The sequence below is a fragment of the Qingshengfaniella alkalisoli genome, assembly GCF_007855645.1.
In the GTDB taxonomy this organism is placed as follows: Bacteria; Pseudomonadota; Alphaproteobacteria; order Rhodobacterales; family Rhodobacteraceae; genus Qingshengfaniella; species Qingshengfaniella alkalisoli.
Genome location: NZ_CP042263.1, coordinates 327,921 through 353,548, shown reverse-complemented (window position 1 = coordinate 353,548; position 25,628 = coordinate 327,921). Strand labels below are relative to the sequence as shown.

Here is a 25,628-nt window from a genome sequence, read left to right as displayed (position 1 = left end):
GTTCCTCTTTGGTTGGACTTTCGGTTCAGGGAGCGGTGTTGACCGCCGCTTCTTCTTGTCGGGTTGCCGCGCGGTACAGATCGAACCGGCGTTGGACATTGGCCGAAGGTGCCGGCGCGGCCTGTCGCGTTTCATTCTGACGATCTGCCGCAATTTCCGCCCAGTAGTGGCACGCGACCTGTTGCCCGTCGGCTTGTTCAAGCTGCGGGGCGCGCGTTTCGCAATCGGACCGTGCGAAGGGGCAGCGTGTATGGAAACGGCAGCCGCTTGGCGGATTGGCGGGGCTGGGTGTCTCGCCCGTCAGTGGCATCCGATTGGCAGGCTTGGCATGCACGGGTTCCGGGATCGCGGACAGAAGCGCCATGGTGTAGGGGTGCTTGGGGCTGTCGAACACGACCTCTGCCGGGCCGGACTCGACGATCTGGCCCAGATACATGACGGCGACGCGGTCGCTCATATGCCGGATGACGGCCAGATCATGTGCGATGATCACCAGCGTCAGGCCAAGCTCGTCCTTCAGATCCTGCAACAGGTTGATGACCTGCGCCTGCACCGACACGTCCAGCGCGGATACGGGTTCGTCCCCGATGATGAGCTTCGGGCCGGAAGCCAGCGCACGCGCGATCCCGATCCGCTGGCGTTGACCGCCGGAAAATTCATGCGGATACCTGTTGGCATGTTCTGGCCGGAGCCCGACGAGGTTGAGCAACTCCGCCACCTTCTGCCGGCGCGCGGCGCTGTCCATGTCGGGCGCGTGGGTTTCCAGCGGTTCACCGATCAGCTTGCCAACGGTCATCCGGGGGTTGAGCGACGAAAACGGGTCCTGGAACACGAACTGCATGTCACGGCGCAGATCGGCCAGCGCCTTGCCGCTGGTGCCGGAAATATCCGTGCCGTCGAATTCCACCGCACCCGATGTCGGCGACAGCAGACGCATCAACAGCCGTGCCAGGGTGGACTTGCCGCAGCCGCTTTCCCCCACGATGGCAAAGGTTTCGCCGCGCTTCACATCGAGCGACACGCCATCCACGGCACGCACCGTGGCACCCTTTCGCAGGAACCCACCGCCCACATTGAAGTGGCGCACGAGATTGTCGGCTTTCAGGATGGTCTGCGTCATGCGCATTGCTCCAGCTTGTCTTCCAGCGGCGCGAAATGGCAGGCGACACCATGGCCTGCGGTCAGATCGGTCAGAGGCGGGCGGGTGTTGCACACCGGTTGTGCGAAGGGACAGCGCGAGGCGAACCGGCACCCGTCAGGCATGGTGGCGATGGTAGGTACCAGACCGGGCACGGTGGACAGCCGCTCGCGGGGGCCGGTCAGACGCGGCACCGAGCTCATCAAGCCGATGGTGTAGGGGTGCTGCGGATCTTCGAAAATGTCCTTGGCGGTGCCGAACTCGACGATATGGCCGGCATACATCACCGCGATTTTAGTGGCGATTTCTGCCACCACGCCCAGATCATGGGTGATCATGATGGTCGCCATGCCGGTTTCGCGCTGAAGATCCGCAATCAGGTCAAGGATTTGGGCCTGAATGGTTACATCCAGCGCCGTGGTCGGTTCATCCGCGATCAGAACGGCGGGGTCGTTGACCAATGCCATTGCGATCATAACCCGCTGGCGCATGCCGCCGGACAGTTGGTGCGGATATTCTTTCAGCCGCTGCTCAGCCGCAGGAATGCCCACCTTGCGCAGCATTTGCAGTGCCAGATCCAGCGCCTCGTCCTTGCTGCAGTTGCGGTGGCACTGCACGGCTTCGGCAATCTGGTCCCCGATCCGGAAGGCGGGGTTAAGCGATGTCATCGGTTCCTGGAAGATCATCGAGATCCGGTCGCCGCGCAACTCCGCCAGTCTGCCCGTATCATCCGCGCTGAAGGTGCTCCCTTCAAACGTGATCTGGCCGGATCGAATGTTGGTGACATCGGACGGCAACAGTCCCATCATCGACAGCGCCGTGACGCTTTTGCCGCAACCACTTTCGCCGACGATGCAGAGCGTTTCGTTGGGCGCGAGGTCGAAGCCGAAATCCTCGACGACGTTCTTTTCCATTCCCGCAAAGCGGAAGCTCAGATCCCTGACTGACAGAAGCGGCTCGGGCGTATTCATCGGCGGGTATTCTTTCGGGTCGGATGGCAAACCAATAGGCAAACCACTTTAACTTTGGTTCACCTTGAAGAACGAATCTTGCAGAATGTCAAAGGCTGATCGCGGATTTTGTAAGACTGGTCGTAAGGGCTGACTAATTTTTGGTCGTTTTGCAGAGTAGGGCCAGCTATTCGGGCGGGTCGGTGTTGCCGATGCTCTAGAAACAGAAAGAGATCAGCCTGATCATGCGCGACTGCATTTCGGGCACGGGCACCGCCGTGACGAAAGTTTCTCCGCTTGACGCCCTTATGCTCTACCATGTGCCCGGGCTTGGCTTCCAACTGGCCGACGGGACCTGGTTTGAAAACGAAGAGATTGAACCTGACGTGCTGATGCGTAACGGCTTGCTATAGATGGCCGAAAGGCGCGACGCACAACGGGAAGCATCGGGCGCGGAACCGATCGTCCGGTGCACGAGATCGGGGCTGGTGCCGTCGTGCCGGGCGGATTATCAACCAGTTCCAACGAAGCGTTCTACAGGGGTCGCCATTCATGCCGCATGTCAGAGTCGAGTTTTCCAAGGGTCTCGAAGACAGCCACGATATGCAAGCGCTATGCGAGCGCTTGTTCGATGCGCTTGCCGGCCAAGACGATTTCGACGCGCCCGCCATCAAGGTGCGTGCGACGGCTGCGGAGTTCTTCCACATCGGCACGGAACCGCAAACCTTCGCCCATGCTACGCTGATGCTGATGGGTGGGCGCGACGAGGACACGCGCAAGCGGCTCAACCAGGTTATTCTGGACGTTCTGGCCGAACAGCTTCCCGATGTCGGAAGCCTGACCGTGCAGGATCTCGAAATGACACGCACGACCTATGCGCGGCGCCTGCTTTAGACCGACACTGACCGGAGCCTGCCTGTGACCACCTTGTTCATCGACGCCGACGCCTGCCCTGTGAAGGCCGAGGCCGAGCGCGTCGCCACCCGGCTGAAGGTTCCGATGGTGCTGGTCTGCAATGGTGGGCTGAGGCCGTCACCCAACCCACTGGTGTTCCTGAAGATCGTGGATGAAGGCCCGGACATGGCCGATCGTTGGATCGCGGACAATTGCACGACGGGCGATGTGGTGGTGACGTCCGATCTGCCGCTGGCCGACAAATGCCTGAAGGCCGGTGCGAAGGTTTTACAGCACAATGGCGAGGTTCTGAGCATTGCCAATATCGGTCCGCGCCTCGCCACGCGCGACCTGATGAGCGACATTCGCGCGGCGGACCCGTTTCATCAGGGTGGCGGACGCGCGTTCGGCAAGGCCGACAGGGCGCGGTTTCTGCAAGCTCTGGATCAGGCGCTAACGTTCAGGAACTGACGAGCGGTTGTCAGCTTCACGCTGCGCCGCCGGCGGCGGAAACAAGAACGGATTTCAGGATGCTGTCCACGATGCGTTCGCGTAGCGAGATTTGCTGGCTGTCTTCGAACAGGTCGGCGCCGAAGATGATCTCGAATGTCGCGCGGTTTGAGACGTTGAAGAAGCTGACCGCGCTGATTTGCCAATGGACCTGGAGCGCAGACACGTCCTTGCGGAACAATCCGGCCTCCACGCCCGCCGAGCAGATTCGTTCCAGTGTCCGGATCGCGGAGGTGTTGGCCAGTTGCAGGCTCTCCATGCCCTCCATGTGGCGCCCTTCATGGATGTTCTCGATCATCACCAGGCGGATGAATTCGGGATTCGCACGATGGTGGTCGAAGGTGAATTCGATCAATCGTCGCAGCGCCTGATCGGGCGGAAGATCGCCTAGATCAAGCTCCGCCTCGCCCTGTCGGACCTCGCGGTAGGCTTCTTCGAGCACTGCGCGGTAGAGCGATTCCTTATCCCCGAAATAGTAGAAGATCATGCGCTTGGAGGTCTGGGTCCGTTCCACGATGTTTTGCACGCGCGCTCCAGACAGGCCGTGGCGGGCAAATTCGGTGCGGGCGGCTCCCAGGATGTCGGCACGCACCGCTTCGGGATCCTGTTTCCATCCCCTTGGCGGTTTGCCCCGCTTTTCTGATTTGTTCATCCGCTCCTCCGTTACGCGGGATCAGTTTACACAATTAACCCGGCGGTTCAATTCTGTTGACCGAATTAACCGTATGGTTCATTGTAGACTCGAATCGAGAAGCCATATGCTTTGGGAGGAGCCGCGTGATCACAGCCACTGCCGTTAGGGCGCATGAATCCGATACCGTTCTGATGGGGCTGGTCGGGCGCGGTATTTCGCAATCGCGCACGCCCGCCATGCATATGGCGGAAGCGGCGGCCCAAGGTGTTTGCGGTGTCTACAAGCTTCTGGATATGGATGCGCCTGAACGTTGCGACTTGTCGCTGGCCCAGATGTTGCGGATGGCGGAGGCGACTGGGTTCAGCGGGCTGAACGTAACCTATCCCTACAAGATCGAGATCATTCCGCTGCTGGATGAGCTGTCGGCGAATGCAAAGGCTGTCGGCGCAGTGAATACGGTTGTGCTGAAGGACGGCAAGCGCGTCGGCCATAACACCGATCTTTGGGGATTCGCTGAAAGTTTCAAACGCGGGCTGGACGGTGCGGCGGTGCGGGATGTGCTGCTGCTGGGTGCGGGCGGTGCAGGTGTCGCCGTGGCGCATGCGCTGGCTGATTGCGGTGTGGTTAGGCTGTCTGTGTTCGATATCGACCCTGATCGCGCCGCGCGTCTTTGCGACCAGCTTGGCGCGAACCGTCCGCAGATGGTCTTGAACCCGGTCACAGACATCGAGGCGCTGGTTGCCAAACACAGGCCCGACGGTGTGGTCAACGCCACGCCGATGGGGATGGCGAAGCTGCCGGGATCGGCCTTTCCAACCGGCCTTCTGGATGCGCGGATGTGGGTCGCGGATATCGTCTATTTCCCGTTGGAAACGGAGCTGCTGCGCGCCGCGCGCGAAGTGGGCTGTCGCGTTCTGCCCGGATCCGGCATGGCCGTGTTTCAGGCTGTGCGCGCGTTCGAACTGTTCACGGGCCGCGCGGCCAAGCCAGGGCGGATGAAGGCGACTTTCGATTCTTTCGACGTGGAAGCGAAGGCTTTCACTTGATGACTAACGCAATAAGGGAGGTTACCAATGCGTAGTGAATTCAAGACTTTGGCTCTGACGGCCGCGTTCGGCCTGGGGTTGTCGGCAGTGGCCGAGGCCCAGACTATCCGGGTGGCACATGTCGATCCCGATGACTGGCAGGGGTCGAAGAAGGGCGCCGCCGCGCAGATATTCAAGAACATCGTCGAAGGCGAATCCGACATGACGGTGGAAGTCTTCCCTGCCGGCGCGCTCGGAAATGAAGACGAGCTGGTCGCGCAGGCGCAGGAAGGTCTGACGCAGGTGGTCCTGGTGTCCGGCGCGATGTCGAAAGTTTGCCCGGCGGCGTCGGTTCTGGACATTCCTTACATGTTCTCCTCTGCCACGGTCGCTTGGGACGTGCTGGACGGTGAATTCGGCGATGCGCTGGCCGACCACTGCCTTGACCAGACCGGCCTGCGCACGCTGGCCTATGGCGAGACGGGCTTCCGCAACTTCACCAACAACACGCGCGAAATCCGCAGCCCCGCCGATATGGAAGGCCTCAAGTTCCGTGTGCAGCCCATCCCGCTTTATGTCGAGATGGTCGAAGGTCTGGGCGGCGAACCCACCCCGATTGCATGGACGGAACTGCCCAATGCCCTGTCCACGGGCGTTGTCGACGGGCAGGAAAACCCGGTTGGCGTGATCTACAACAATGGCCTGCACAAGCTGCAGAAATACATGACGCTGGACGGTCATGTGTATGCGGCCGACTTCATCGTCGTTTCGGACGAATTCTTCCAGTCGCTCGAACCCGCGCAGCAGGAAATCGTGGCCAAGGCCGCGCGTGTTGCCGGCACGATGGGCCGCGCGATCCAGCAGTGGAACACCGCCGAGGGCGTGAAGAAGGTGCAGGACGAAGGCATGCAGGTCTATTCGCCGACCGCCGAAGAGCTGCAGGCATTTGCCGATAATGCACAACCCGCGGTGGTGGAATACCTGCGCGGCGAACTTGGCGATGACGCTGAATGGATCGACCGTCTGAATGACGCCGTCGCGCAATCCACAAACTGATAGCAAGCTGACAGGCCGGACCGGAAATCCCGGTCCGGTTTGAACCGGAGGACCCGTCTTGGATCGTCTAAGCCGCATCTATCGCCAGTGCCTGGGATTCGGGGCCGGGCTGTCGATGGCTCTTGTTTTTACCATCATCTTCCTGAACTCGACCCGCCGTTATCTGGTTGGCCAATCGGTGCCCTGGGGAGAGGAGCTGCCCATCTATCTGACGATCTATGGCGTGATGCTGGCGCTCGCGCTCGGCTATCTGAACGATCAGCACATCCGATTTTCGATCTTCGTCGATCTGCTGTCCGAACGTGTGCGGCAGCGGCTTTACGCAGCAGTCGATGTCCTGACAATCGTGTCGGGGCTGACGCTGGCCTATGCAGGGCATGTCTTTGCACTGCGCCGGGGTGGGCTGGATTCGTCCGGCCTGAAATCTACCGCCGACCGGCTGGCCAACGCCACGGGGATCACCGCGCTGGAATGGGTCGGCAAGCTTGGCACATGGCAATACGCCATCGCCATAGGCGGTGCGCTTCTGGCGGTCGCGGCGCTGTTCAAACTGATCGAGCGGATCAAGACGATGGGGGCCAACTGATATGGTCTATGCAATCCTGATACTGGGCCTGGTCGCGGGTGTCCCCATCGCCATCGCGATCATCGCGACGCTTCTGAGCTTCATGGCGATGGGCGAGGCACCCTATGCGCTGCGCATCGTCGCGGCGGAGATGTTCAAGGGGCTGAACTCCTTCCCGCTGCTGGCCATTCCGCTGTTTGTTCTGGCGGGCGAGGTGATGAACGAAAGCGGCATCACGGGCCGCATCATCGCCTTCGCGAATGTGCTGGTGGGCCGTCTGCGTGCCGGGCTGGCGCTGGTGAATATCTGGGCGTCGGTGATCTTTGCGGGGCTGTCGGGATCGGCGGTTGCGGATACCTCGGCCATCGGTCGCGTGTTCATCCCCGAGATGGAAAAGCACGGCTATGACCGCAGCTTCGCGGCGGCGCTGACGGCGGCGTCTTCGGTCATCGGGCCGATCATCCCGCCATCCATCCCCGTCATCATCTATGCGTTGATCGTGTCCGGCGTGTCGGTGCCCGCACTGTTCATGGGCGGTGTCGTCCCCGGCCTCCTTCTGGCGGTGTTCCTGTCGGTCTATGTCATGCTGACGGTCAAGATCAAACCGGGGTACGAGGCCAGCGATCTGGTGACCAAACCCGCGCGACAGGCCGTGTTCGAAGGCATCCTGCCGCTGTTGATGCCAGTCTTCGTCGTGGGCTCGATCCTCGCGGGCGTCGTCACGCCGACCGAGGCCGCGAGCTTTGCCGTGGCCTATGCGCTGGTGCTCGGCGTTCTGGTCTATCGTAACATCAAGCTGTCCTCGCTGCCGCGTATCTTCCGCGATGCAATGCTGGACAGCGCAGTCATCCTGATCATCATCGCGGCGGTGGCGGCGGCGAACTGGTTGCTGACCTATAACCGCGTGCCCAACATGCTGACCGACTGGGTTCTGACCAATGTGGACAGTCGGACGACCTTCCTGATCGCGGTGATCTTGCTGTTCCTGTTTGTCGGGCTGTTTCTGGAAGGCATCGCCGCCATGCTGGTGCTGGTGCCGATCCTGCATCCCATCGCGGTGGGGATGGGTGTCGACCCGGTGCATTTCGGTATCCTCGTGATCTTCAACCTGATGATCGGTCTGATTACGCCGCCCTTGGGGCTGTGCCTGTTCGTCGCCGAAGGGGTGGCGGGGGTTGGTATGGCGCGCCTGACCCGGTCGATCCTGCCCTTCTTCTTCGTTGAGGTTCTGGTGCTGATCATCCTGACCTTCGTGCCGGAAACGGTGACATGGCTGCCGCGCACCTTGGGCTACTGACGGAGTGAACTTATGAAAACTTCCATCGCCACGGTATCCATTTCCGGCGCCTTGCCCGAAAAGCTGACGGCCATCGCCGAGGCCGGGTATGACGGCATCGAGATTTTCGAGCAGGATTTCATCGCGCATGACGGCGGCCCGCGCGACGTGGGCCGGATGATCCGCGACCATGGCCTCGACATCACCCTGTTCCAGCCGTTTCGGGATTTCGAGTGCCTGCCGCAACCGCTGCGTGCCAAGGCGTTTGAGCGCGCCGAACGCAAGTTCGACGTCATGCAAGAACTGGGCACCGACCTGATCTTGATCTGCTCGTCGGTGCATCCGCGCAGCCTCGGTGGGATCGACCGCGCCGCCGATGATCTGGCGGAGCTGGGAGAGATTGCCAAGTCGCGTGGCCTGCGGATCGGGTTCGAGGCATTGGCCTGGGGCCGTCATGTGAACGATCACCGAGATGCGTGGGAAATCGTGCGCCGGGCGGATCACTCGAATGTCGGGCTGATCCTCGACAGCTTCCATTCGCTGGGCCGCAAGATCGACCCGGAATCGATCCGCGCCATTCCCGGGGACAAGGTGTTCTTCGTCCAGCTTGCCGATGCGCCGCTGATCGAGATGGATCTGCTGTACTGGTCGCGTCACTTCCGGAACATGCCGGGCGAGGGCGATCTGGATGTGCAGGCCTTCATGCGGGCGGTCATGGCGACGGGCTATGCGGGTCCGATCAGCCTTGAAATTTTCAACGACCAGTTTCGCGGCGGTAATGCGGGGATGATCGCCAAGGATGGGTACCGGTCGCTGATCTCCTTGATGGACGATGTGCGCCGGGCGGAGCCGGAAACCACGCAAGCCCTTCCGGTGCTGCCACCGCGCGTGGGCATTGAAGGTGTGGCCTTTGTCGAGTTCGCCGCACGCGGTGACGATGCCGACCAACTGGCCAGCCAGCTTCAATGCTTGGGCTTCAATCGCGCGGGACGTCACCGCAACAAGGATATCGACCTGTGGCAACAGCATGACATTCGCATCGTGGTAAACCGCCAGTCCGAGGGCCACGCCGCGCATACCTGGAACGCGCGCGGCACGACGGTGTGCGATATCGGGCTGAATGTCGGCTCCGCCAGCGAAACGGTCGCGCGCGCCACGGGGCTGGGGTCCAGCCCCTTCTTCCAACCTATCGGGCCGGGCGAGATGGAAATCCCTGCCATTCGCGGCCTTGGCGGTTCCGTGCTGCATTTCATCGACGCGGAAACCGGGCTGGACCAGGTCTGGGATGTGGAATTCGAGACGGTGACGCAGGACACGGACGGTGCGGGTCTGACGCGAGTGGATCACCTGGCTCAGACGATGAGCTACGAGGACATGCTAAGCTGGACGCTGTTCTACACCTCGCTGTTCGACATGCAGAAATCGCCGATGGTCGATGTGATCGACCCTGACGGGCTGGTGCGCAGTCAGGTGGTTGAAGCGCCGGATGGGGCGCTGCGGGTGACGCTGAACGGCGCCGAGACACATCGCACGTTGGCTGGCAGCTTTCTGACCGACAGTTTCGGCGCGTCGGTCCAGCACATTGCGCTGGCCACGCAGGACATATTCGCCACCGCGAAGGTCTTGGCAGAACGCGGGTTCGAGTCGCTGCCCATGCCCGCGAACTACTACGACGATCTGGCCGCGCGGTTCGAATTGCCTGACGGGCTGCTCGATCAGTTGCGGCAGGGAAATATCCTGTATGACATCGAGAATGGCGAGACTTTCTTTCAACTCTACTCCCGTCGGCTGACGGGAGGCGTGTTCTTCGAAATCGTGCAGCGTGCCCCCGGCTATCGCGGGTTCGGTGCGGCGAACGCGCCGTTTCGTATCGCTGCGCAAAAGCGGTTGGGGCGACCCAAGGGTATGCCGCAAGCCTGACGCGCGGGATTATCCCCGCAGCGTCGCGCCGCCATCGACATACAGATCCGACATGGTGATGTGGCTGGCGCGGTCAGAGGCCAGAAACAGCACCGCGTCGGCGATTTCTTCCGGCGTGGCGATCTTGCCCAGCGGGATGCCGGACTTGAAGGTCTCGAGCGACCCGCGAATAACGGCTGCCCCGCCATGTTCATCCGGCCACATGCCCGTCTGCATCGGCGTCATGGTCGATCCGGGCGCGACGATGTTGCAGCGTATGCCGTGTGGGGCGAGCTCCAGCCCCAGACAGCGGGTGAACATCGTCGTTGCGGCCTTGGACGCGGCATAGGCCGCCATGGCGTGACGCGGGATGCCCGCCGCGTTGGAACTGACCACAACGATCGCGCCCTTGCCGCGTGGCTGCATGACGCGGGCCAGGGCCCGGCACAGATGGAACACGCCATCGGTGTTGACGGCGAAGACCCGCCGCCATTCCGCGTCGCTGGTGTCCTGAACGCGTGTCGTGGACAAAACGCCCGCGACGCTGAGTCCGATGTCGATGGGGCCGTCCTCGGCCACGATCCGTGTCACCAGACGGTCAACCGCCGCGCTGTCGGTGACGTCCATGGCCTCGCGTCGGATCGCGTCGGGCAATTCGGTGGGACGGTCCCTGTCGGTGGCGATGACATGCGCGCCCTCGGTATGGAAGGCGCTGGCGACAGCGTGGCCGATCCCGCCTCCCGCGCCGGTCAGAAGCACACGCTTTCCATGCAAACCGAATGTCATAGCAACGTCTCCGCATCCCGGGCCATCAGGGGGACGCCACAGACCTGCGCGACATAGGACAGCGCCATGTCATGCTTGTCGCGGGAGAAATCGGCCAGCGCGTCGGCGATGAAGAACGGCTCAAAGTCGCGCATGAAGGCGTCGGCGGCGGTCAGCAGGCAGCCAATATGCGCATAGATCCCGCAGATGATGATCTGGTCACGGCCACGGGCATGCATCATCGGCTCCAGGTTGCTGCGCTGAAACGCGCTGTAGCGGTGTTTGACCAGCTGGAAATCCTGCGGCTGGGGCGCCAGATCATCGATGATCGGCTGATGCGCGACCTCGTCTGACATGCCCGGCCCCCACAGATCGGCCTGCAGCCCGCGATCGCAGGGGATCTGATTGGTCTCTTGCGCGGTGTAGAAGACCGGCACGCCAGTCGCGCGGGCTTTGGCGGCGAGGCCCGCGATATTTTCAACAACCGGCGCGAGCGGTGATTGCGATGTCTCGAACGGGGCGCAGAAATACTTCTGCATGTCGTGGATCAACAGAACCGCGCGAGACGAATCCAGCGTGAAGGACGCCCGCGATTTGGGCAGTTCATCGCGGCGCGGCAGAGGGTAGGGCGCGATTGTCGGCAGGCGGCGGGATTGGGTCATCAGATGTCCTTGTGGACGGTGATCTCGCAGCCGAGCGCCGCCAGCAATGCACCGAATTTGGCGCGCGTCTCGACCAGTTCGGATTGCGGGTCGGATTGGGCGACGATGCCTGCACCGGCATAAAGCCGGGCGTCGCGACCAGACACTTCAGCGCAACGGATGGACACATGCCATGCCCCGTCGCCGCGCCCGTCGCACCAGCCAACACAGCCCGCGTAATAGTCACGCCGGACAGGCTCGGACCGGCGGATCACATCCATTGCGGCCGCTCGCGGCACACCGCACACTGCAGGGGTCGGGTGCAGAAGTTGAGCCAGTTCCAGGGATGAAGGGCCATCAGCCTTCAGCACGCCTGCGATCCGTGTCCCCAGATGCCACATGGTCCGGGTGGAGGTCGTCGCCGTTCCATCCGGTGCTCGCAGGTCGGTACAATGCGGGGCGAGCGTGTCCATGATGTGTTCGACCACGAAGCGATGCTCGTGCAGATCCTTGACCGAGGCTTGCAGGGATTTCTCTGCCGTCCGGTCGGCTTGGGCGTCCGCCTGCCGCGGCAGTGACCCGGCCAGCGGAAAGGACCGGATCGTGCGGCCTGATGTCTCGACAAGCAATTCAGGCGTCGCTCCGACCAGCCATGTCTGTGCCGAAAGCTGCACCAGAAACGCCGTCGCGTTTTCGTCCGCCGCCAACCGGGTCAGCAGGGCGGGCAAGTCGATGTTGCGGTCGGCGCGGGCCAGCAATGTTCGTGCCAGCACCACCTTCTGCAGATTGGATGCCTGCATTTGCCCGACCGCTTGTTGAACCGCGCGGATATAATCCGTGCCTTCCGGTTCGGTTCGAAGAATCCAGCGATAGTCGGGCAGCATAGGCGAAGTGATGTCCGGTTTTTCCTGCACCATGCCGCGCCAAAGGCGGGCAGGGTGGGAGTCCTCGAAGGGGAGGGCACCGGCGATGATTTCGCCCGTTTTCAAGCCATTGACCGTGGCAAGATCCACAGGCTGCGTATCCGTGCTCACGAGACGGCGGCCTTTCACCCGGAACTCGAACGGGGGCGGCGCGGCCGCGCCTGCACGCCGCTGCGCGAAATCCTGATCATGATGGGTCATTGCCAGCCTCTCGGTCCATTCCAGCCGAATTGGAGTGAATGGCTGGCGCGCACCGGGACCGCTGGCTCGTCGCCTTCCTATGACCAGAAAGTGATGACTGCAAGTCGGGATCTTGCCAAGACCGATGCTTGTCTCGGTCCGGTTCAAGACTGCAAAGCCCACAAGAGAAAATTGGGTTCGCGGATCGAACGAATCTCGACAGGACCAAGTGCCGATATCGACATAGGCACCGCGTCTAACCGGTCAAGCCGGGCTATCGACTGCCTGGTACCCTTGAGCGATCCCGTGAAGACAGGGTCAACTGGACGGGGGCCGAGTAGCGGCGGGTTTGAGCGCGCCTTTCTGAGTATTGCCGACAGTGGCCGATTTCCTTGCGACGAAAGGATGTCATGAGCAGGATCTGGCGTGGCAGCAGGGGTCACAATTGTTTCTTGCAAGATTGGACCTTACGCGAACCCCGCAGAAATCGTATTTTGGTGGTTCACAGGTTCCCCCGTTTCTCCTATCTGCCGGTGCTACAAGTATTTCTCGCCGGGTGAGCATCTGTATCATTGATGCTGTGTTAAACCTTGGCCGAGTTCGATTGGTTGCTGAGGAAGTACGTATCGTGAATCCGGTTAAGACTGCACTGACATTCATATCAGGGTCTTGGTGCAATTTCGTGTTGAGGTTTGTCCGTAACGTTCTGGTGGCGCGTCTGCTGTCAGTCGCGGATTTCGGGATCGCCTCGACGCTGATGGTGGCAATCAGCCTGTTGCAGCTTTTTACCAACTTCAACTTTGGCAAGCTGCTTGTGCAGCATGAGGCAGGTGACGATCCGGAATTTCTTGCTGCCATCAAGATGCTGAACCTGCTTCGCAGCCTGCTGATCGCTGCGCTGCTGTTTCTGGCCGCTGGACCCATCGCGACGCTGATGGGTCTTTCCGAATACAGTTGGGCCTATCGGTGCATGGCGCTTGTTCCGCTTATCCAGGGGCTCACGCATCCCGAACCTGTCCAGCTTCAACGGAAGATGAATTTCGGCCTGCAGTTGAAGATCCAGATGGCGTCCCTGGTGCTGTCGCTGGCGACACTTTGGCCGCTATATCTGTGGCTGGGCGATTTCAGGGTCATGATCGGCGTCTATGTTGTTGAAACGCTAGCCTATGTCGTGATCAGCCATATGGTGGCGACTACCCCCTACCGAGTACGTTGGAACCCCGAAATCGCTCGGTTGGGCTTCCGGTTCGGTTGGCCACTCTTTTTTGCGGGGATCATCACCTTCGTCGTGTTGCAGGGTGATCGCCTGATCGTCGCGAATTTCTACGGTGCGTATGAGCTTGGCCTGCTGAGTGCATCGCTGTCGCTCACGATGGTTCCAATGCAACAGCTGGGCCGGATGGCGGGGACATTTTTTCTGCCGTCGCTGTCGAAGCTTCAGAATAGTCCGGCGAGCTTCGACAAGCATGCAAATTTTCTGTTGCAGATGGGCTTGTGCTGCAGTGCGATTGCCATGCTCGGGTTTTGCCTGCTTGGTCCCGCCGTCCTGACATTGGTCTTTGGCGAGAAGTTCGCCGAGGCGGGGCCTTATGTTGCCCTTCTCGGCATTGCCTTTTCCTTGCAATTTGTTCGCGAAACAACCGTGACGATCGCGATGTCTCGTGCCAACACCATCAACATGCTGCTTTCGAACATCGTGCGCGTGCTGTTCGTTCCGGTTGCCATCGCGCTTGCGATGTCCGGTTATGGGATTGTCGAAGTTCTAATCGTTGGTGCGATCGGACAGATGGCCAGTGTTGCCGCATCGGTCGCATTGCTCTACCGACGCAGCGGACTCGGGCAGATCGGGGAAATGTCGGCACCATATCTGTGTGCGATTGTGGCGATCATTTGCCTGCTTGTCGCCACATGGCAGGAGCCCAAGGGGTACGTTGGCGTTTCGGTGGCTAGCACGATAGCCGTGTTCGCGACATTGGCTTTGCTGGCCTGCAGCCGGAACTTCTGGGGCAATCTGAAAAGCAGCTTGAAAAGACGTGGTGCCGGTTCATAATATGCCGCCGTTCCGAGGTAAACAGGATCCGGGTCCCTCTTTGTATGAGCGCGCGGTATGATCATATTGTATGCCCATGAAAGTTCTGGCTAATATGGCACTCGTCGTCGGTGCCCCTTCCCCGGCGAGACATAGCACGTATAAAGCAAATCATTCTCAGCGCCGTATTCAGTATCTCGGAGTATGTCATGCCGATTTTCAAAGCTGGTGATCGCCTTGTCTATTATGCTCATATTCCCAAATGCGGGGGTACGGCAGTGGCATGGTATCTGTCGGAGCGCTTCGGAAAGATCGCTTTTTCGGACAGTATGCACACCCGGCATGACCCGGTCACGTCGTGGTCGAAGTCATCACCGCAGCATATTGACAATCGCAGCCTGTCGCGGCTGTTTCCACGCGATTTCTTCGACGCGACCTTTACGATCGTTCGCCATCCCGTCGCGCGGCTCGTGAGCGCTTATCATTTTCAGCTCGAGGTCGAGAGCAGCATTTCAGGCAATATCGGTGGCTTCTCGGATTGGTTGGCGGAACTGCCAGACATGATGGCGGAAAACCCATTCATCTATGACAACCATGTTCGTCCGATGAACGATCTGGTTCCGAATGACGCCAGGATATTTCACATGGAACACGGGCTCGACGGGCTTGTCGCGTGGTTCGATGAATTGACGGGTGAGGAAGCTGCGCCACGTGCTGTGCCGCGTTTCAACGAGCGCGGCGGTTACGTGAAAGTGAAAACCGAGCAGGTTCTCCCGAGTGATCTGGATCTGGAACGTATTTCTCGGCTATATGCGGCAGATTTTGAACGGTTCGGCTACCAGGTCGATCAGAAATTCCCGCAGACTGCCGCGCCGCAACTCTCGGCGCGGCAAATCCGGGAGCGCGATACAGCACTGAAAGCTCACAATGATCCGTTGCGACAGGTTTCTCGCAAGATTCGATCCAAGCTGGGTTTGTGATCGCCGCGGCATGGGTTTGACGACCGCACACTCAAGCGTGGTACCTCCAACTCTGGCAGGTCAACGAGAGCGACTGACACGTTGTCCGTCGCCAGGTGTCGAGCGGTTCGCCGATTTCCCGCGCTCTCCGGCGAACCGCGTATAGCGAGAACGCGGTCGATCCGGCGTCTGGTCAGCGGTTCGGGTTTCATCGGGTTCAGAGGTAAGGAATAGAAACTGACCGGCACCGAGAAGCAGGAAGATGACCGAGTGCAACTGGTTCCAGATCGTGACCGTTGACAGGCTGAGCAACAGGCTGACCAGAAGAATGGTCCAACCCACCCTCGCATTATAAAGATCGGAGCCTTTTTGTAGCAGCCCACGACCTGCTCTGATCATGGAATACAGGAACGCGGCCATCACGGAGATGAAACCCGGATATCCGTAAGATACCGCCTGGGCGAGCCAGAAATTGTCCAGTGTGCTGGGCATCCAGTTCGGCATGCCCGGAATTCTGTGGAAGCCCCATCCGAAGATTGGTGTCCGTGCCACCTGTGCCGAACCGATATCGAACAGGAGTTTCCGAAACGTCGCGGTGCCGGGATTGAAAGCCAGCCGGGACGCGAGGGCGTATAGCCCGAAGCGGTCGGACGCGACCTCGATCACGGCATACATACCCGCTGTCATCCACAGCAGAAGCTTCCACTGACCAGCGTATTTGTGCGTTATGATCATGTACCCTATCAGCATCACCTGGAAAATTGCGGTCAGGAAAGGTCCGCTGGAAACGGACATGAAACAGGTGGCAATGATGAGAAGGGTTGCCACTGTGCGTCTGAAGGGATTCAGCTGGTTTCGCAGCCCTACAAAGTAAATCGCGACAGGACCGGATGCGAACAGCCCGAAATGAATCGGATGGACAAAGGCCACCTGTGCCCGGTCAAGACCGAGACGACAGCAATAATTCACATCACGAATGGTATTAATCCCGGACAGGTCGAGCGCATTTATCCAGTTTGCGAGTACGATTTGCGTCGTGAGGGACTCCGTCAACGCCAGCGGAAACATCAAAATGACAACCGTGGCATAGAATTTTGCGAAGAACTGGAAGTCACTGACGTTGCGAATGGTTGCCCGCGCCGTGAGATATCCGCCGAGCACCGCCAGTGCCGTAGATGCCGAGAACGTGACTGCTTGGCTTGGGTGGTGAATTGCGATCGTGATCATCATCCACAAGACGTGGAACGCGATCGCAAAATCGGTGAAGATCAGCCGCCCATATGCACCCCGGAGCGTCTGAACAACGAGATACGGTACGGTGAACAGGAACAGAAGCCTTGACGGAAGCATATAAAGGCTGCCGATCTCAAAGCTGATCGGTGTAATGAGTGCCAGAACCGTTATCACGAGAAGCGCCCGCGAACCCGAGGCCTCGGAGGCCGACGAGCGTGTACGCGACGGCCTGACGGTGTCACGCGTGGGATGAGCCGAACGAGTAGTGTGCGCGACGGCCATACTGGGCACTTACCTCTGATTCCACTGGCAACAAAGAGTGCCACTTAAACTGGCAGCGACTTTAGTCCGCAAGACTGGCTGCGTCCACAAGCGACGAAAAGGTCGGATACGCCGATCCTGGCCCTAGCGGTTCACAGTTGCCGTATCTTCCGAAATGCCAGACGCCGTGTAGCCGAGCAAAATCGCAAGGATGTCTTGAGCCTTCGACGTATTGACGTCACTATTGGCGCAGTGTGAATGGGCGCCTGATTGCCAAAGATTCAGGTTGGCCGTGTTTTGATAAAGCGAGTGCTTGTTTACCGATGCCAGATATTTCGATCATAGTCCCCGTTCTGAATGAGGAAAAGTCGATTGGATTGTTTCTCGATACGGTTCACCCCATTCTTGGCGATATGGCGTTTGATTACGAGATCATCTTTGTGGATGACGGGAGCACGGATGCTACATCCGCGGTGATTCACGCCGCGCACGAGAGCGATCCGAGCGTCAAACTGGTTCGCCTGAGCCGCAATTTCGGGAAGGAAGCTGCCCTGACCGCAGGGCTCGACTTCAGTTCCGGTGAGGCGGTGATCCCTATGGATGTCGATCTGCAAGATCCCCCGGAACTGATCGTCGAATTCGTGCGCCTGTGGCGCGACGGTTTCGACGTGGTATTCGGGCAGCGTGTGGCCCGTCACAGCGATACCGGCTCCAAACGTATATCTGCCGGATTGTTTTATCGTCTGTTCAACCATGTGGCTGCGCATCCGATTGATGAAAATGCCGGGGATTACCGGCTGATGAGCCGCAAGGTCGTGAACGACATTCTCAAGCTCCGCGAACGCAACCGTTTCATGAAAGGGCTGTTTTCGTGGGTTGGCTACAAATCCGCCGCTGTGCCTTATGAACGCCCGGCCCGCGCGGCAGGAGAAACCAAGTTCAGCTATTGGAAGCTGTGGAATTTCGCGCTGGACGGGATCACCAGTTTTTCGACCGTGCCGCTCAGAATATGGACCTATATCGGTGGTGCGGTGGCGTTGGGGGCGATGTTCTACACGGCAATCATTCTGGCGCGGACGCTGATTTTTGGACGTGACGTACCCGGTTACGCCTCGCTCATGGTGGTCATTCTTACCCTTGGGGCGGTGCAGTTGATTTCGCTGGGGATCATCGGCGAGTATCTCGGGCGATTGTATGTCGAGGTCAAGCAGCGTCCTATCTATCTGGTCGGGGCCACAACGGGCCTGGAACCGGAGAACGCGCAGGAACAGCACGTCGCGTCACAGATGAATACCGCCGAGACCGTGTCGTTGAAAAATGTCGTGGCCGGGCGGAGTTGACGAACCGATGGCGTTTCTGAACCACCGCGTCTGGGGCGCAGAGGCCCTGCGCTTTGGCGTCATCGGGGTCTCGGCGACTGCGACACATTTCCTTGTGCTTACGGCCGCTGTAGAACTACTTGGAATTGCTGCGGCAATCGCCAACGGGTTGGCTTTTCTGGTGGCGGTGATGGTGACGTATTTCGGCCAATCATACTGGGTTTTCCGTAACCCGTCACATAATCTGGCACGTTTGCAAAAATTTATATCCACCGCGGTTGGCGGGATGCTGGCCAATGTCGGTATCATGGCGGTTACGGTCAATATTCTTGATTTACCTTATCAACTGGGCTTTGTCGTTGCGCTGCTCGTTGTACCGATCGCGACCTTCGTGATCAGCAAATTCTGGGTTTTCGCGGGCGAGCCGCCGAAATGAGTGCCGGGGCATTCTCTTCGACGGGCCGGGCCGGGCGTACAGGAGCCTTGATGGAACGACTGCCGATCTTTGTTGGTGTCCTGTGTCTCGTCCCGTTTCTTGTCACACCGGTCCTGCCCTTCACTGATTTCTACGCTCATGTTGCCCGCTATTTCGTGTTGGCGCATATCGGTAGCGACCCGGCGCTGGCCGAAAACTACACCGCAGCCTGGCAGCTTCTGCCAAATCTGGGGATGGACATTCTGGGTACCGGGTTGATCGCACTTTTACCGCCGCTGATTGCTGCGAAGCTGATCGCGGTGATGACGGTTATCGTGCCGTTCGCAGGTATTCTGGTGCTTGCGCGCGTCGTTCACGGGACGATACCGTCCATCTGTGTTTTCCTCGCTGGCATCGCGGTGTTCAGTCATATCCTGATCTGGGGCTTTGCCAATTTTTTGCTGGGTGCGGGCCTGGCCATGGTTGGTCTGGCGATCTGGATCGCCCTTGCCAATACGCCGCGCAGGCAATGGATGCTTACCTTTCTGCTGGGACTTTCCCTTTTCTTCGTTCACGGGCTGGCCTTTGCGCTTTGGGGGCTGCTGCTCGGGACGGTGGAACTGGCCCTTGCGATAGAAGCACGAGATTTGCGACCCAGGGCACTTATGCGGCGTGTCTTTCGTCTGGTTGCCTTGGCCGTGGTGCCCGCTTTACTTTTCATGCAGATGCCAACGGCAGAGGTTGAAGGTGGCGTTACCCAAGCCTTTGCAAATCTTTCAGCCCACGCAGAGGCTGGACGCATGTGGTCCGAGATCGCCAATGAGATCGTGCAGAGAATCGACAATACGCTGCGTGTTGCAGACAGTGGTTGGCCGATCATTGATCGCCTGCTGGGATGTTTGCTTTGGGGCGGCATCCTCGCCGGATTGGCCAGCGGCGCGCTGGGGTTGGACCACAAGTTAAGGGGGGCGGCCATTCTGGCGGTCATTTTGGCTGTTGTGTTGCCACCAAATCTTTTCGGAGTCGGCTATCTGGATGACCGCATGCCGTTGGTTCTGCTTATGCTACTGGCAGCGGGACTCTGTCCAACGGCACCTGCGATCGCCAAGTATGTCACGATGTCGGCGGCTGGCCTTTTCGGTCTGCGTCTGGTTCTGGTCACGATTGGGTGGGCACAGGATGGGCAGGTGTATCGCGACTATCTGCACCAGATCGAACGGATCGAGCCGGGTCAGATGGCCGTTCCGGTGTATTTTGGCGATACCGGACATCGCGATTCGCCGCTGACTTCCTGTAAGCCGCTGTCTTTCCTTCTGCTTTTATACCATGGCACTGCAGTCCCGACGTTTTCCTTTGCGTCACAACAGCCGCTCATGCTCGACGGTCCGCTCGCCGCTGCAACCAAGTTGAAGTTGCGGACAGACGACGCACCCTTGGGGACCGTCACGTCGGAAAACGATCGCGCAGACATCTTGCGGGCACAGCAGGCTGCTGGTTTCGACACCATCGTTGTCTGCGATCCCAAGCCGGTTTCCGATGCGCCACCAAAGGGGTTGCGACAATTGGCTGCTGCCGGGCACTGGACGATCTACCGGACCACTCCGTGAAACGTTTTCCGGGAAAGGGAGTCCAGTTTACGATACACTTATGCTGCTGCCTTAGCCCGAGAATTGCCATGCCCAAGCTTTCCGCCTTGATATATATCAGTTTACTGTCAATGTTCGTCGGCGCTTCATCTGGCCCTGCTCAGGGCCACGGTGCGTTGGCGTTTTTCGAGCCATCTGAAGCGCCCTTGGTCTTTGTCCGTCACATGTGGTCCCCGTGGGGACATCATGGCAACCCGAAAACCGGCAGTCCGGTGATGCAAGAATATGAAGCCATGACAGCGGAACTGGCGAACAATCGGGCCTTTCCCGACACTGATCAGTTGATTGTCAATGTTGCAGGCCCCACCGCCGAGGTGAGCGCGGGCCTCGTTTCCGGAAGTACCGAACTGAAAGCAGCACTTGCATCGGCAACCGGCGGAGAAACCCTATTTCTGGCTGGAGGCGATTATGGAGATCTGAATGTCTCGAAAGATTTTTCGGATGTGGTCACAATTCGTTCCGCCGATCCCGCTGATCCTGCGGTTTTCAGTGGCCTCGACCTGCGTAATACCGCCAATCTTTCCATCGAGAACGTGACCTTTGATTACGAATACCAGATTGGCGACGATCTGTGGGAGTCACCCTTTTCCGTCAATGGGGGGCACGATATCATGTTTCGCGGCGTTCAGTTTCTGGGCGACGATGCGGAGGGTCTGAATGAAGAGTCGGATGGCTACCCGTCGGGGCAGGGACTGCTGCTGTCAGGGACAACGGGTGTAACCGTCGAAGACAGTGTGCTTCAGGGGTTCTGGAAAGCGGTGCGTTTCGTGCGCAGCGACGACATCACGTTTCGCGGCAACGAGATCACGGATATCCGCGCCGATGGGATCAATCTGGTGCAGGTTCAGGACGTGCTGATCGAGGACAACCATATCCATGATTTTCGTCTTGCGCCGGATAGCGGCGACCATCGGGATATGATCCAGGCCTGGACATTGAGAACAGAGGCGATCACCGAGAACATAACGATTCACGGCAATTACTTCGATATCGGGGACGGTGGACGTACGCAAACCATCTATTTCGATCAGGATGCGCGAACCCCGCATTTGCCTTTCCGCAATGTGACGATCGAAGAAAACGTGATCGTCAATGCCCACACGACCGGCATCAAGATCGGGCGTACCGAGGGTATTACTGTCAACGCCAACACGCTGATACAGGGCGCGATCGCGGGCGCAGGGGTTTCGACGCATGCGGTCAATAAACCACGCATTACGATACACGAAGACAGCACGAATGTCGTCCTGACCAATAACGCAGCTTACGAGGTCAATGGCTTTCAGGGGCAGTCTGACTGGACCTATGGCAACAACATTGAAATCCAACGTGAAAACCCGAATGGCTCTGGCTATTACGGCGATAATTTCGTGGCAGCACTGGAAGATGCAAAAGGCGCTCCCGCCAATATCCAAGTGCTGCCTGGCAGCATGCTGGATGACTCCGGCGCAGGTGCCAGCGCGCTTGCCTATGATCCGGCGCCAGGGACACTCACGGCTATCGTGCGTTCCGCTGCGGTCGAAAGTCTCAACAGAATTGCGTTTGATGCCAGCCTGACTGCGGGTCCGATGGGGGCGGCTGAGCAGGCAGGGGCAACCTTTGTCTGGGACTTCGGGGATGGGTCAACCGGCGCCGGAGTTTCACCGCAGCACGTCTATGCAGATCCGGGCAGGTATACTGCGACGGTAACCGTAACTTCAGCGGATGGCGATGTCGCGACTGCGGTGACCGAAGTCGTCATACGCAGCCCTGACCTGCTTGATTTCGACACAACCACGGGTGAGTTGCTGAGCAATCTCGATGGCGTCCGCACCGAATTACCCGCCATTCCCGTGACAGAACTGGAGGATGGACGTCATGCGATAGCGCTGGGTCAGGACCATATCGACCTGCCTAGGTCTGCGCTCGCCAGTCTGTATGGCAGTTCAGCCTTTTCGATGGCGATGGAACTCCGCATGCCCAAGGGGTCGCCAGGGCATGGCGAGGTTCTTGTTTTGGCCAAATCGCTGGTACTTGGGGTCAACGAGGCCGGTGAAATCTACGTCAACATGAAGTTCGGGGACGAAAAATCATGGCATGGTGTCAGTACCGGCGGCGCGCGGCTGGTCGATGGAAGATGGCATGATGTTGTGATCGGCTGGGATGGAGCGAGCGGGCTTCTTGAAATTTCAGTGGACGGACTTCTACGTGGCCAGGGCAGCATCGTGGGAACGTTAAAAGAAGCAGAGCGCTGGAATCCGACCTTCGGCTCGCCTTGGGGAAAGGCATTCGAGGGTGAAATCCGCAGTCTTGATATTGATGCCAACCCGTTGGGCTGGGAAACTGCGGCATTGGAGATGGCGCCGAATGACTAGGCCTTCGATATCGCAGATACATCGGCTGACATTGTTGAGTTCACTATGAAACAGGGTGGTTTTTCGAACTCGGTCGCTCGGCAGAATGCGAGCAGTCCAGGCACTTGACGGTGGAAATCAACTTTAAGCGCGCTCACGTCGGAACGGATGATCGTGGTTGACGCGTGGTGGGCGTCCGTTCTTCGATTTGATGCGGATGCCGACGGTCTATGAGTGAAAACAACAGAGTACCCCAAACATGCGCCATATCCGTTTCCATCACCGCACGGGAGAGAGCTATTCCGACGTTGTTTTGGCTACCACAAGCCTTGTTGCCAGAGTTGCACGGCCCCTGAACAGAGTTTTATCCTCACGCTCTCGCAGCGGCGTATCAGGCAACGCCGCTGCTGCCTCCGGAGGATTTCCGATTGTCACAGGGTCCGCTCGGTTTCCGGCCTCTCGGCTCTTGAGGGGTGCCTTCACCATGTTCTTGGGCTTCGTCGTCGCGGCCAGCCCATTCCAGAATGCCAAGGCCAACGATGCTATGCCGCCGGAACAAGGTTCGTCCTATTCTGTTTCGATCAATGACTTCGATCGCGACTGGACCGTCTTTGATAGCGATATACTACGGGGGAACGATGTCGCGGTGGTGCCTCTATCGGGGACGACGGATGCGCCGGATGGTGCCCGGATCGAGGTGCGGGCGATATCAACGGATGATGGTGGGGCGAGCACGACGCCATGGCAGTCAGCGGGCGTGGCCTCTGGAGGCCTGTGGTCAGGTAGCGTCTCAGCGCCGCGTTCAGATAGCTGGTTTCGTGCGCAGGTTCGCGTGGACGGGGCGGAGTCCGCGCTCGTAGAAACCGAGAATCGCTTCGGAGCAGGTCTGGTCATCATGTATTATGAGCAGTCCAATATGCAGCGGGGATTGGTTCTGACAGGTGACGCTCCGTCACAGGTCATTGGAGCCAATGGGCATGATTTTCAGGTCTACAGGTTGGAAAACCGCGGATCACCCAAGGATACCGACAGTGGTTCAACGGCGGCCGAGCGTCAGTTCATCACCGACGACAATTACGGTACTGACGGTCTCAATTGGATGGCGGCCATGTATCACAAGAACGCGCCGGGGCTAAAAGTAATGGTTCTGTTCGATGTGAAACCCGGAAAGTCCATGATTTCGGGTCTGCGTGACGACGACCAGGAACGCCTGTTCGCCACATCCAGGTTGCTTATCGAGACAGCCTTGCCAGATGGGCAGGTCGTCGGTGGGTTCGTTCACAGTCACCTCAACGGTATTGATGAGCAACATGCCGACGAGTTTCTTGCAGCAGTTTTTTTGGGAAAACGCGTCTCTGGCGCTGATCTTACACCTGAAATCGGGCCGAATAATATCTACCCGATCTATTCCGACAACAGCGCATATGTGACGCATATCTGGCCGGAGTTGATTCCGACGTTGCGAACAGGACGGACCCAGCTCTTGTTGAGCGACAATGGGGAGGGATGGCTTTCGTCCGGATCAGAAAGTTCGGTTTGGCTCACCTCCACGAATTGGCGTCAGGCCCGCCAGCGTTTGCGCGCTGCCTTCCCGGAACATGTGCAAATCACGCAAGAGTTGCCTTGGGTCGCGCGTTGGAATGACGATGACCGCGATGGCCGGCCGCCTTACTCGTCCGCTCATTTCAACGTTGATCTGCCGTCAGGCGATGGTACGCCGCTGTACTTTGCCGGACACGCGGCCAAGGTACTGCAAAAGGTTTCCAGCGTAGCCTGGAACATTCCACGCCTCAAGATCCGCGCCGTCACAGCCAGCTATATCGAGTTCGAAGAAGAACACGGCCGCCCGATCACGACGCGCGAGAAGCGGGAAGCGATCGCCGAGTCTCGCGCCGCGATCAAGGCACCAACGCAATCCCCAACCGCGTGGAACACGGCGACGTATGAGGTGTCTCGGGACGATGTTCTGGGGTTCACGACGCTGAACGGAAGCAACCTTCAAGTGCGGGCGGGCTACACCACGATAGTTGATGACAACGGCGACCCGGCGTCTTCGGGGTACATCCGGCTGTATCCGCCGAGTGGTGAGGAATGGGATTACAACAGCGTTCTCTATTTCGCGCGCGACAATGCCGGGGGGAAAGCGAATTTCGCGGAAGCGACATGGGGTGATCTTGGTCCCCAGGCGCGGTTCCTGCCCATCGTGGATGTGGGCCTGAAGGGCGATGTCCTTGAACACGGTGTATGGGTTGAACCGCCAGTGGGCGAAGACGGGCTGACAGATCCGGATTTCATCATGGCCGCGCTTGCCGATCGTCTCGCCCCGCGGTCCGGTGCCGTAGTGAACACGACGGGCGCGAGCTACGATTTTGGGGCTTACAAGCTGTCGAACGACCAACTGCCCAGCCCGATGTCCGATTTCACGCTTGAAGCCCGGCTGACACGACCCGCAGGGAACGGGATCGTTCTTTGGGGAATGACGAACAATTCGAGCATGTTCGGCGGTATGGCGACGGGGGTACATCTTTATCCGGACGGACGGATTTTCATACGCGCCATCAACAACGCCAATCAGGATATTTTCAGCCTGAACGATCAGGCGATTATTCCGGCTGATACGACTTTCACCCTGCGGGTTGAATACGATCAGAATGCTTCCGAGGCCCGCATCTACATTGATGACGTGCTCAGGCATATCCACACCAGCGCCGACTTCATCTACGCCGCTGGCGATTTGCGTCATAACGGTACGACTTCCAGTTTAATTCCGTCGCACAGCTTCTGGAAAACGGCGAATGATGAGTTTAGCGGGTCAATCGAATTCATTCGCCTATGGTTCAGTGTCGGCGCGGACGGGGCGCTGCCCACATCGAATATCTGGCACGGGCTCGAAGCCGAAGAGGGGGTGCTGGTGGAGCGAAGAAACTACCGACCTTGATTGAAGATACAGTGATTGTTGGGTCGGGCGTCAAGGCAA

The 25,628-nt window shown here is 59.1% G+C and carries 22 protein-coding genes; 15 read left to right on the top strand and 7 right to left on the bottom strand.

Translation table 11 applies throughout. From position 1 onward, the window contains the following. Positions 1-25: 25 nt before the first annotated feature. Positions 26-1,120, bottom strand: coding sequence for an ABC transporter ATP-binding protein (locus tag FPZ52_RS14905; protein WP_146366396.1), 1,095 nt, complete (start codon positions 1,118-1,120; stop codon positions 26-28). Further along, entirely contained in the window at positions 1,117-2,109 is a 993-nt protein-coding gene (locus FPZ52_RS14900; protein WP_146366395.1) for an ABC transporter ATP-binding protein, read from the bottom strand. Before FPZ52_RS14900 ends, FPZ52_RS14905 begins: the two co-directional genes overlap by 4 nt. 224 nt (positions 2,110-2,333) lie before the next feature. On the opposite strand from FPZ52_RS14900, the gene FPZ52_RS18990 reads away from it, so the two are divergent. The 3 genes from FPZ52_RS18990 (at position 2,334) to FPZ52_RS14890 (ending at position 3,453) form a co-directional block, all read left to right on the top strand. Next, complete coding sequence (locus FPZ52_RS18990; protein WP_168201377.1) at positions 2,334-2,501, top strand: hypothetical protein; 168 nt, start codon at positions 2,334-2,336, stop codon at positions 2,499-2,501. Between the two features lie 139 nt (positions 2,502-2,640). Then, positions 2,641-2,982 (top strand): 5-carboxymethyl-2-hydroxymuconate Delta-isomerase, encoded by a 342-nt coding sequence (locus FPZ52_RS14895; protein ID WP_146366394.1) that lies wholly within the window; start codon positions 2,641-2,643, stop codon positions 2,980-2,982. A gap of 24 nt (positions 2,983-3,006) precedes the next feature. Then, positions 3,007-3,453: a YaiI/YqxD family protein gene (locus FPZ52_RS14890; protein WP_146366393.1), complete on the top strand. Its 447-nt coding sequence runs from the start codon at positions 3,007-3,009 to the stop codon at positions 3,451-3,453. A gap of 16 nt (positions 3,454-3,469) precedes the next feature. Here the strand turns inward: FPZ52_RS14890 and FPZ52_RS14885 are convergent, their stop codons facing one another. Continuing rightward, complete coding sequence (locus tag FPZ52_RS14885) at positions 3,470-4,144, bottom strand: TetR/AcrR family transcriptional regulator (RefSeq protein ID WP_146366392.1); 675 nt, start codon at positions 4,142-4,144, stop codon at positions 3,470-3,472. Between the two features lie 125 nt (positions 4,145-4,269). On the opposite strand from FPZ52_RS14885, the gene FPZ52_RS14880 reads away from it, so the two are divergent. From FPZ52_RS14880 to FPZ52_RS14860, 5 genes are read left to right on the top strand one after another with little or no spacing between them, the layout of a single operon-like run. Next, a complete protein-coding gene (locus FPZ52_RS14880; protein WP_276617460.1) occupies positions 4,270-5,172 on the top strand; it encodes a shikimate dehydrogenase in 903 nt (300 codons plus the stop codon). Positions 5,173-5,199: 27 nt separating this feature from the next. Beyond that, positions 5,200-6,207, top strand: coding sequence for a TRAP transporter substrate-binding protein DctP (dctP, locus tag FPZ52_RS14875; protein ID WP_146366391.1), 1,008 nt, complete (start codon positions 5,200-5,202; stop codon positions 6,205-6,207). 58 nt (positions 6,208-6,265) lie between these two features. Further along, the gene (locus tag FPZ52_RS14870) at positions 6,266-6,793 is read left to right on the top strand and encodes a TRAP transporter small permease (protein WP_240804477.1); all 528 of its coding nucleotides are present in this window, start codon (positions 6,266-6,268) and stop codon (positions 6,791-6,793) included. Between the two features lies 1 nt (position 6,794). After that, positions 6,795-8,069, top strand: coding sequence for a TRAP transporter large permease (locus FPZ52_RS14865; protein WP_146366390.1), 1,275 nt, complete (start codon positions 6,795-6,797; stop codon positions 8,067-8,069). A 12-nt stretch (positions 8,070-8,081) separates the two neighbouring features. Then, positions 8,082-9,968: a bifunctional sugar phosphate isomerase/epimerase/4-hydroxyphenylpyruvate dioxygenase family protein gene (locus FPZ52_RS14860; protein WP_146366389.1), complete on the top strand. Its 1,887-nt coding sequence runs from the start codon at positions 8,082-8,084 to the stop codon at positions 9,966-9,968. A gap of 9 nt (positions 9,969-9,977) precedes the next feature. On the opposite strand, the gene dhbA is transcribed toward FPZ52_RS14860, so the two are convergent. The 3 genes from dhbA to FPZ52_RS14845 are packed head-to-tail and all read right to left on the bottom strand — an operon-like array spanning position 9,978 to position 12,477. Beyond that, positions 9,978-10,733 carry a 2,3-dihydro-2,3-dihydroxybenzoate dehydrogenase gene (gene dhbA, locus FPZ52_RS14855; protein ID WP_146366388.1) on the bottom strand — a complete coding sequence of 252 codons (756 nt, stop codon included), beginning with the start codon at positions 10,731-10,733 and terminating at the stop codon, positions 9,978-9,980. Then, on the bottom strand, positions 10,730-11,374 hold the full coding sequence (locus tag FPZ52_RS14850; RefSeq protein WP_146366387.1) for an isochorismatase family protein: 645 nt from the start codon (positions 11,372-11,374) through the stop codon (positions 10,730-10,732). Before FPZ52_RS14850 ends, dhbA begins: the two co-directional genes overlap by 4 nt. Beyond that, positions 11,374-12,477 carry an isochorismate synthase gene (locus tag FPZ52_RS14845; protein WP_146366386.1) on the bottom strand — a complete coding sequence of 368 codons (1,104 nt, stop codon included), beginning with the start codon at positions 12,475-12,477 and terminating at the stop codon, positions 11,374-11,376. Before FPZ52_RS14845 ends, FPZ52_RS14850 begins: the two co-directional genes overlap by 1 nt. Positions 12,478-13,084: 607 nt before the next feature. On the opposite strand from FPZ52_RS14845, the gene FPZ52_RS14840 reads away from it, so the two are divergent. Together FPZ52_RS14840 and FPZ52_RS14835 are read left to right on the top strand one after the other, a co-directional pair. Beyond that, positions 13,085-14,506, top strand: a complete 1,422-nt coding sequence (locus FPZ52_RS14840; protein ID WP_168201376.1) for an oligosaccharide flippase family protein — start codon at positions 13,085-13,087, stop codon at positions 14,504-14,506. A 188-nt stretch (positions 14,507-14,694) separates the two neighbouring features. Then, the gene (locus tag FPZ52_RS14835; protein WP_146366384.1) at positions 14,695-15,465 is read left to right on the top strand and encodes a sulfotransferase family 2 domain-containing protein; all 771 of its coding nucleotides are present in this window, start codon (positions 14,695-14,697) and stop codon (positions 15,463-15,465) included. 60 nt (positions 15,466-15,525) lie between these two features. Here the strand turns inward: FPZ52_RS14835 and FPZ52_RS14830 are convergent, their stop codons facing one another. After that, complete coding sequence (locus tag FPZ52_RS14830) at positions 15,526-16,959, bottom strand: O-antigen ligase family protein (protein ID WP_146366383.1); 1,434 nt, start codon at positions 16,957-16,959, stop codon at positions 15,526-15,528. 302 nt (positions 16,960-17,261) lie between these two features. On the opposite strand from FPZ52_RS14830, the gene FPZ52_RS14825 reads away from it, so the two are divergent. The 5 genes from FPZ52_RS14825 (at position 17,262) to FPZ52_RS14805 (ending at position 25,589) form a co-directional block, all read left to right on the top strand. Further along, the gene (locus tag FPZ52_RS14825; RefSeq protein ID WP_146366382.1) at positions 17,262-18,278 is read left to right on the top strand and encodes a glycosyltransferase family 2 protein; all 1,017 of its coding nucleotides are present in this window, start codon (positions 17,262-17,264) and stop codon (positions 18,276-18,278) included. Between the two features lie 7 nt (positions 18,279-18,285). Next, on the top strand, positions 18,286-18,693 hold the full coding sequence (locus tag FPZ52_RS14820; protein ID WP_168201375.1) for a GtrA family protein: 408 nt from the start codon (positions 18,286-18,288) through the stop codon (positions 18,691-18,693). 50 nt (positions 18,694-18,743) lie between these two features. Next, complete coding sequence (locus FPZ52_RS14815; RefSeq protein ID WP_146366380.1) at positions 18,744-20,279, top strand: hypothetical protein; 1,536 nt, start codon at positions 18,744-18,746, stop codon at positions 20,277-20,279. A 68-nt stretch (positions 20,280-20,347) separates the two neighbouring features. Continuing rightward, complete coding sequence (locus FPZ52_RS14810; protein ID WP_146366379.1) at positions 20,348-22,672, top strand: PKD domain-containing protein; 2,325 nt, start codon at positions 20,348-20,350, stop codon at positions 22,670-22,672. A gap of 463 nt (positions 22,673-23,135) precedes the next feature. After that, positions 23,136-25,589, top strand: a complete 2,454-nt coding sequence (locus FPZ52_RS14805) for a hypothetical protein (RefSeq protein ID WP_146366378.1) — start codon at positions 23,136-23,138, stop codon at positions 25,587-25,589. Positions 25,590-25,628 lie beyond the last annotated feature (39 nt).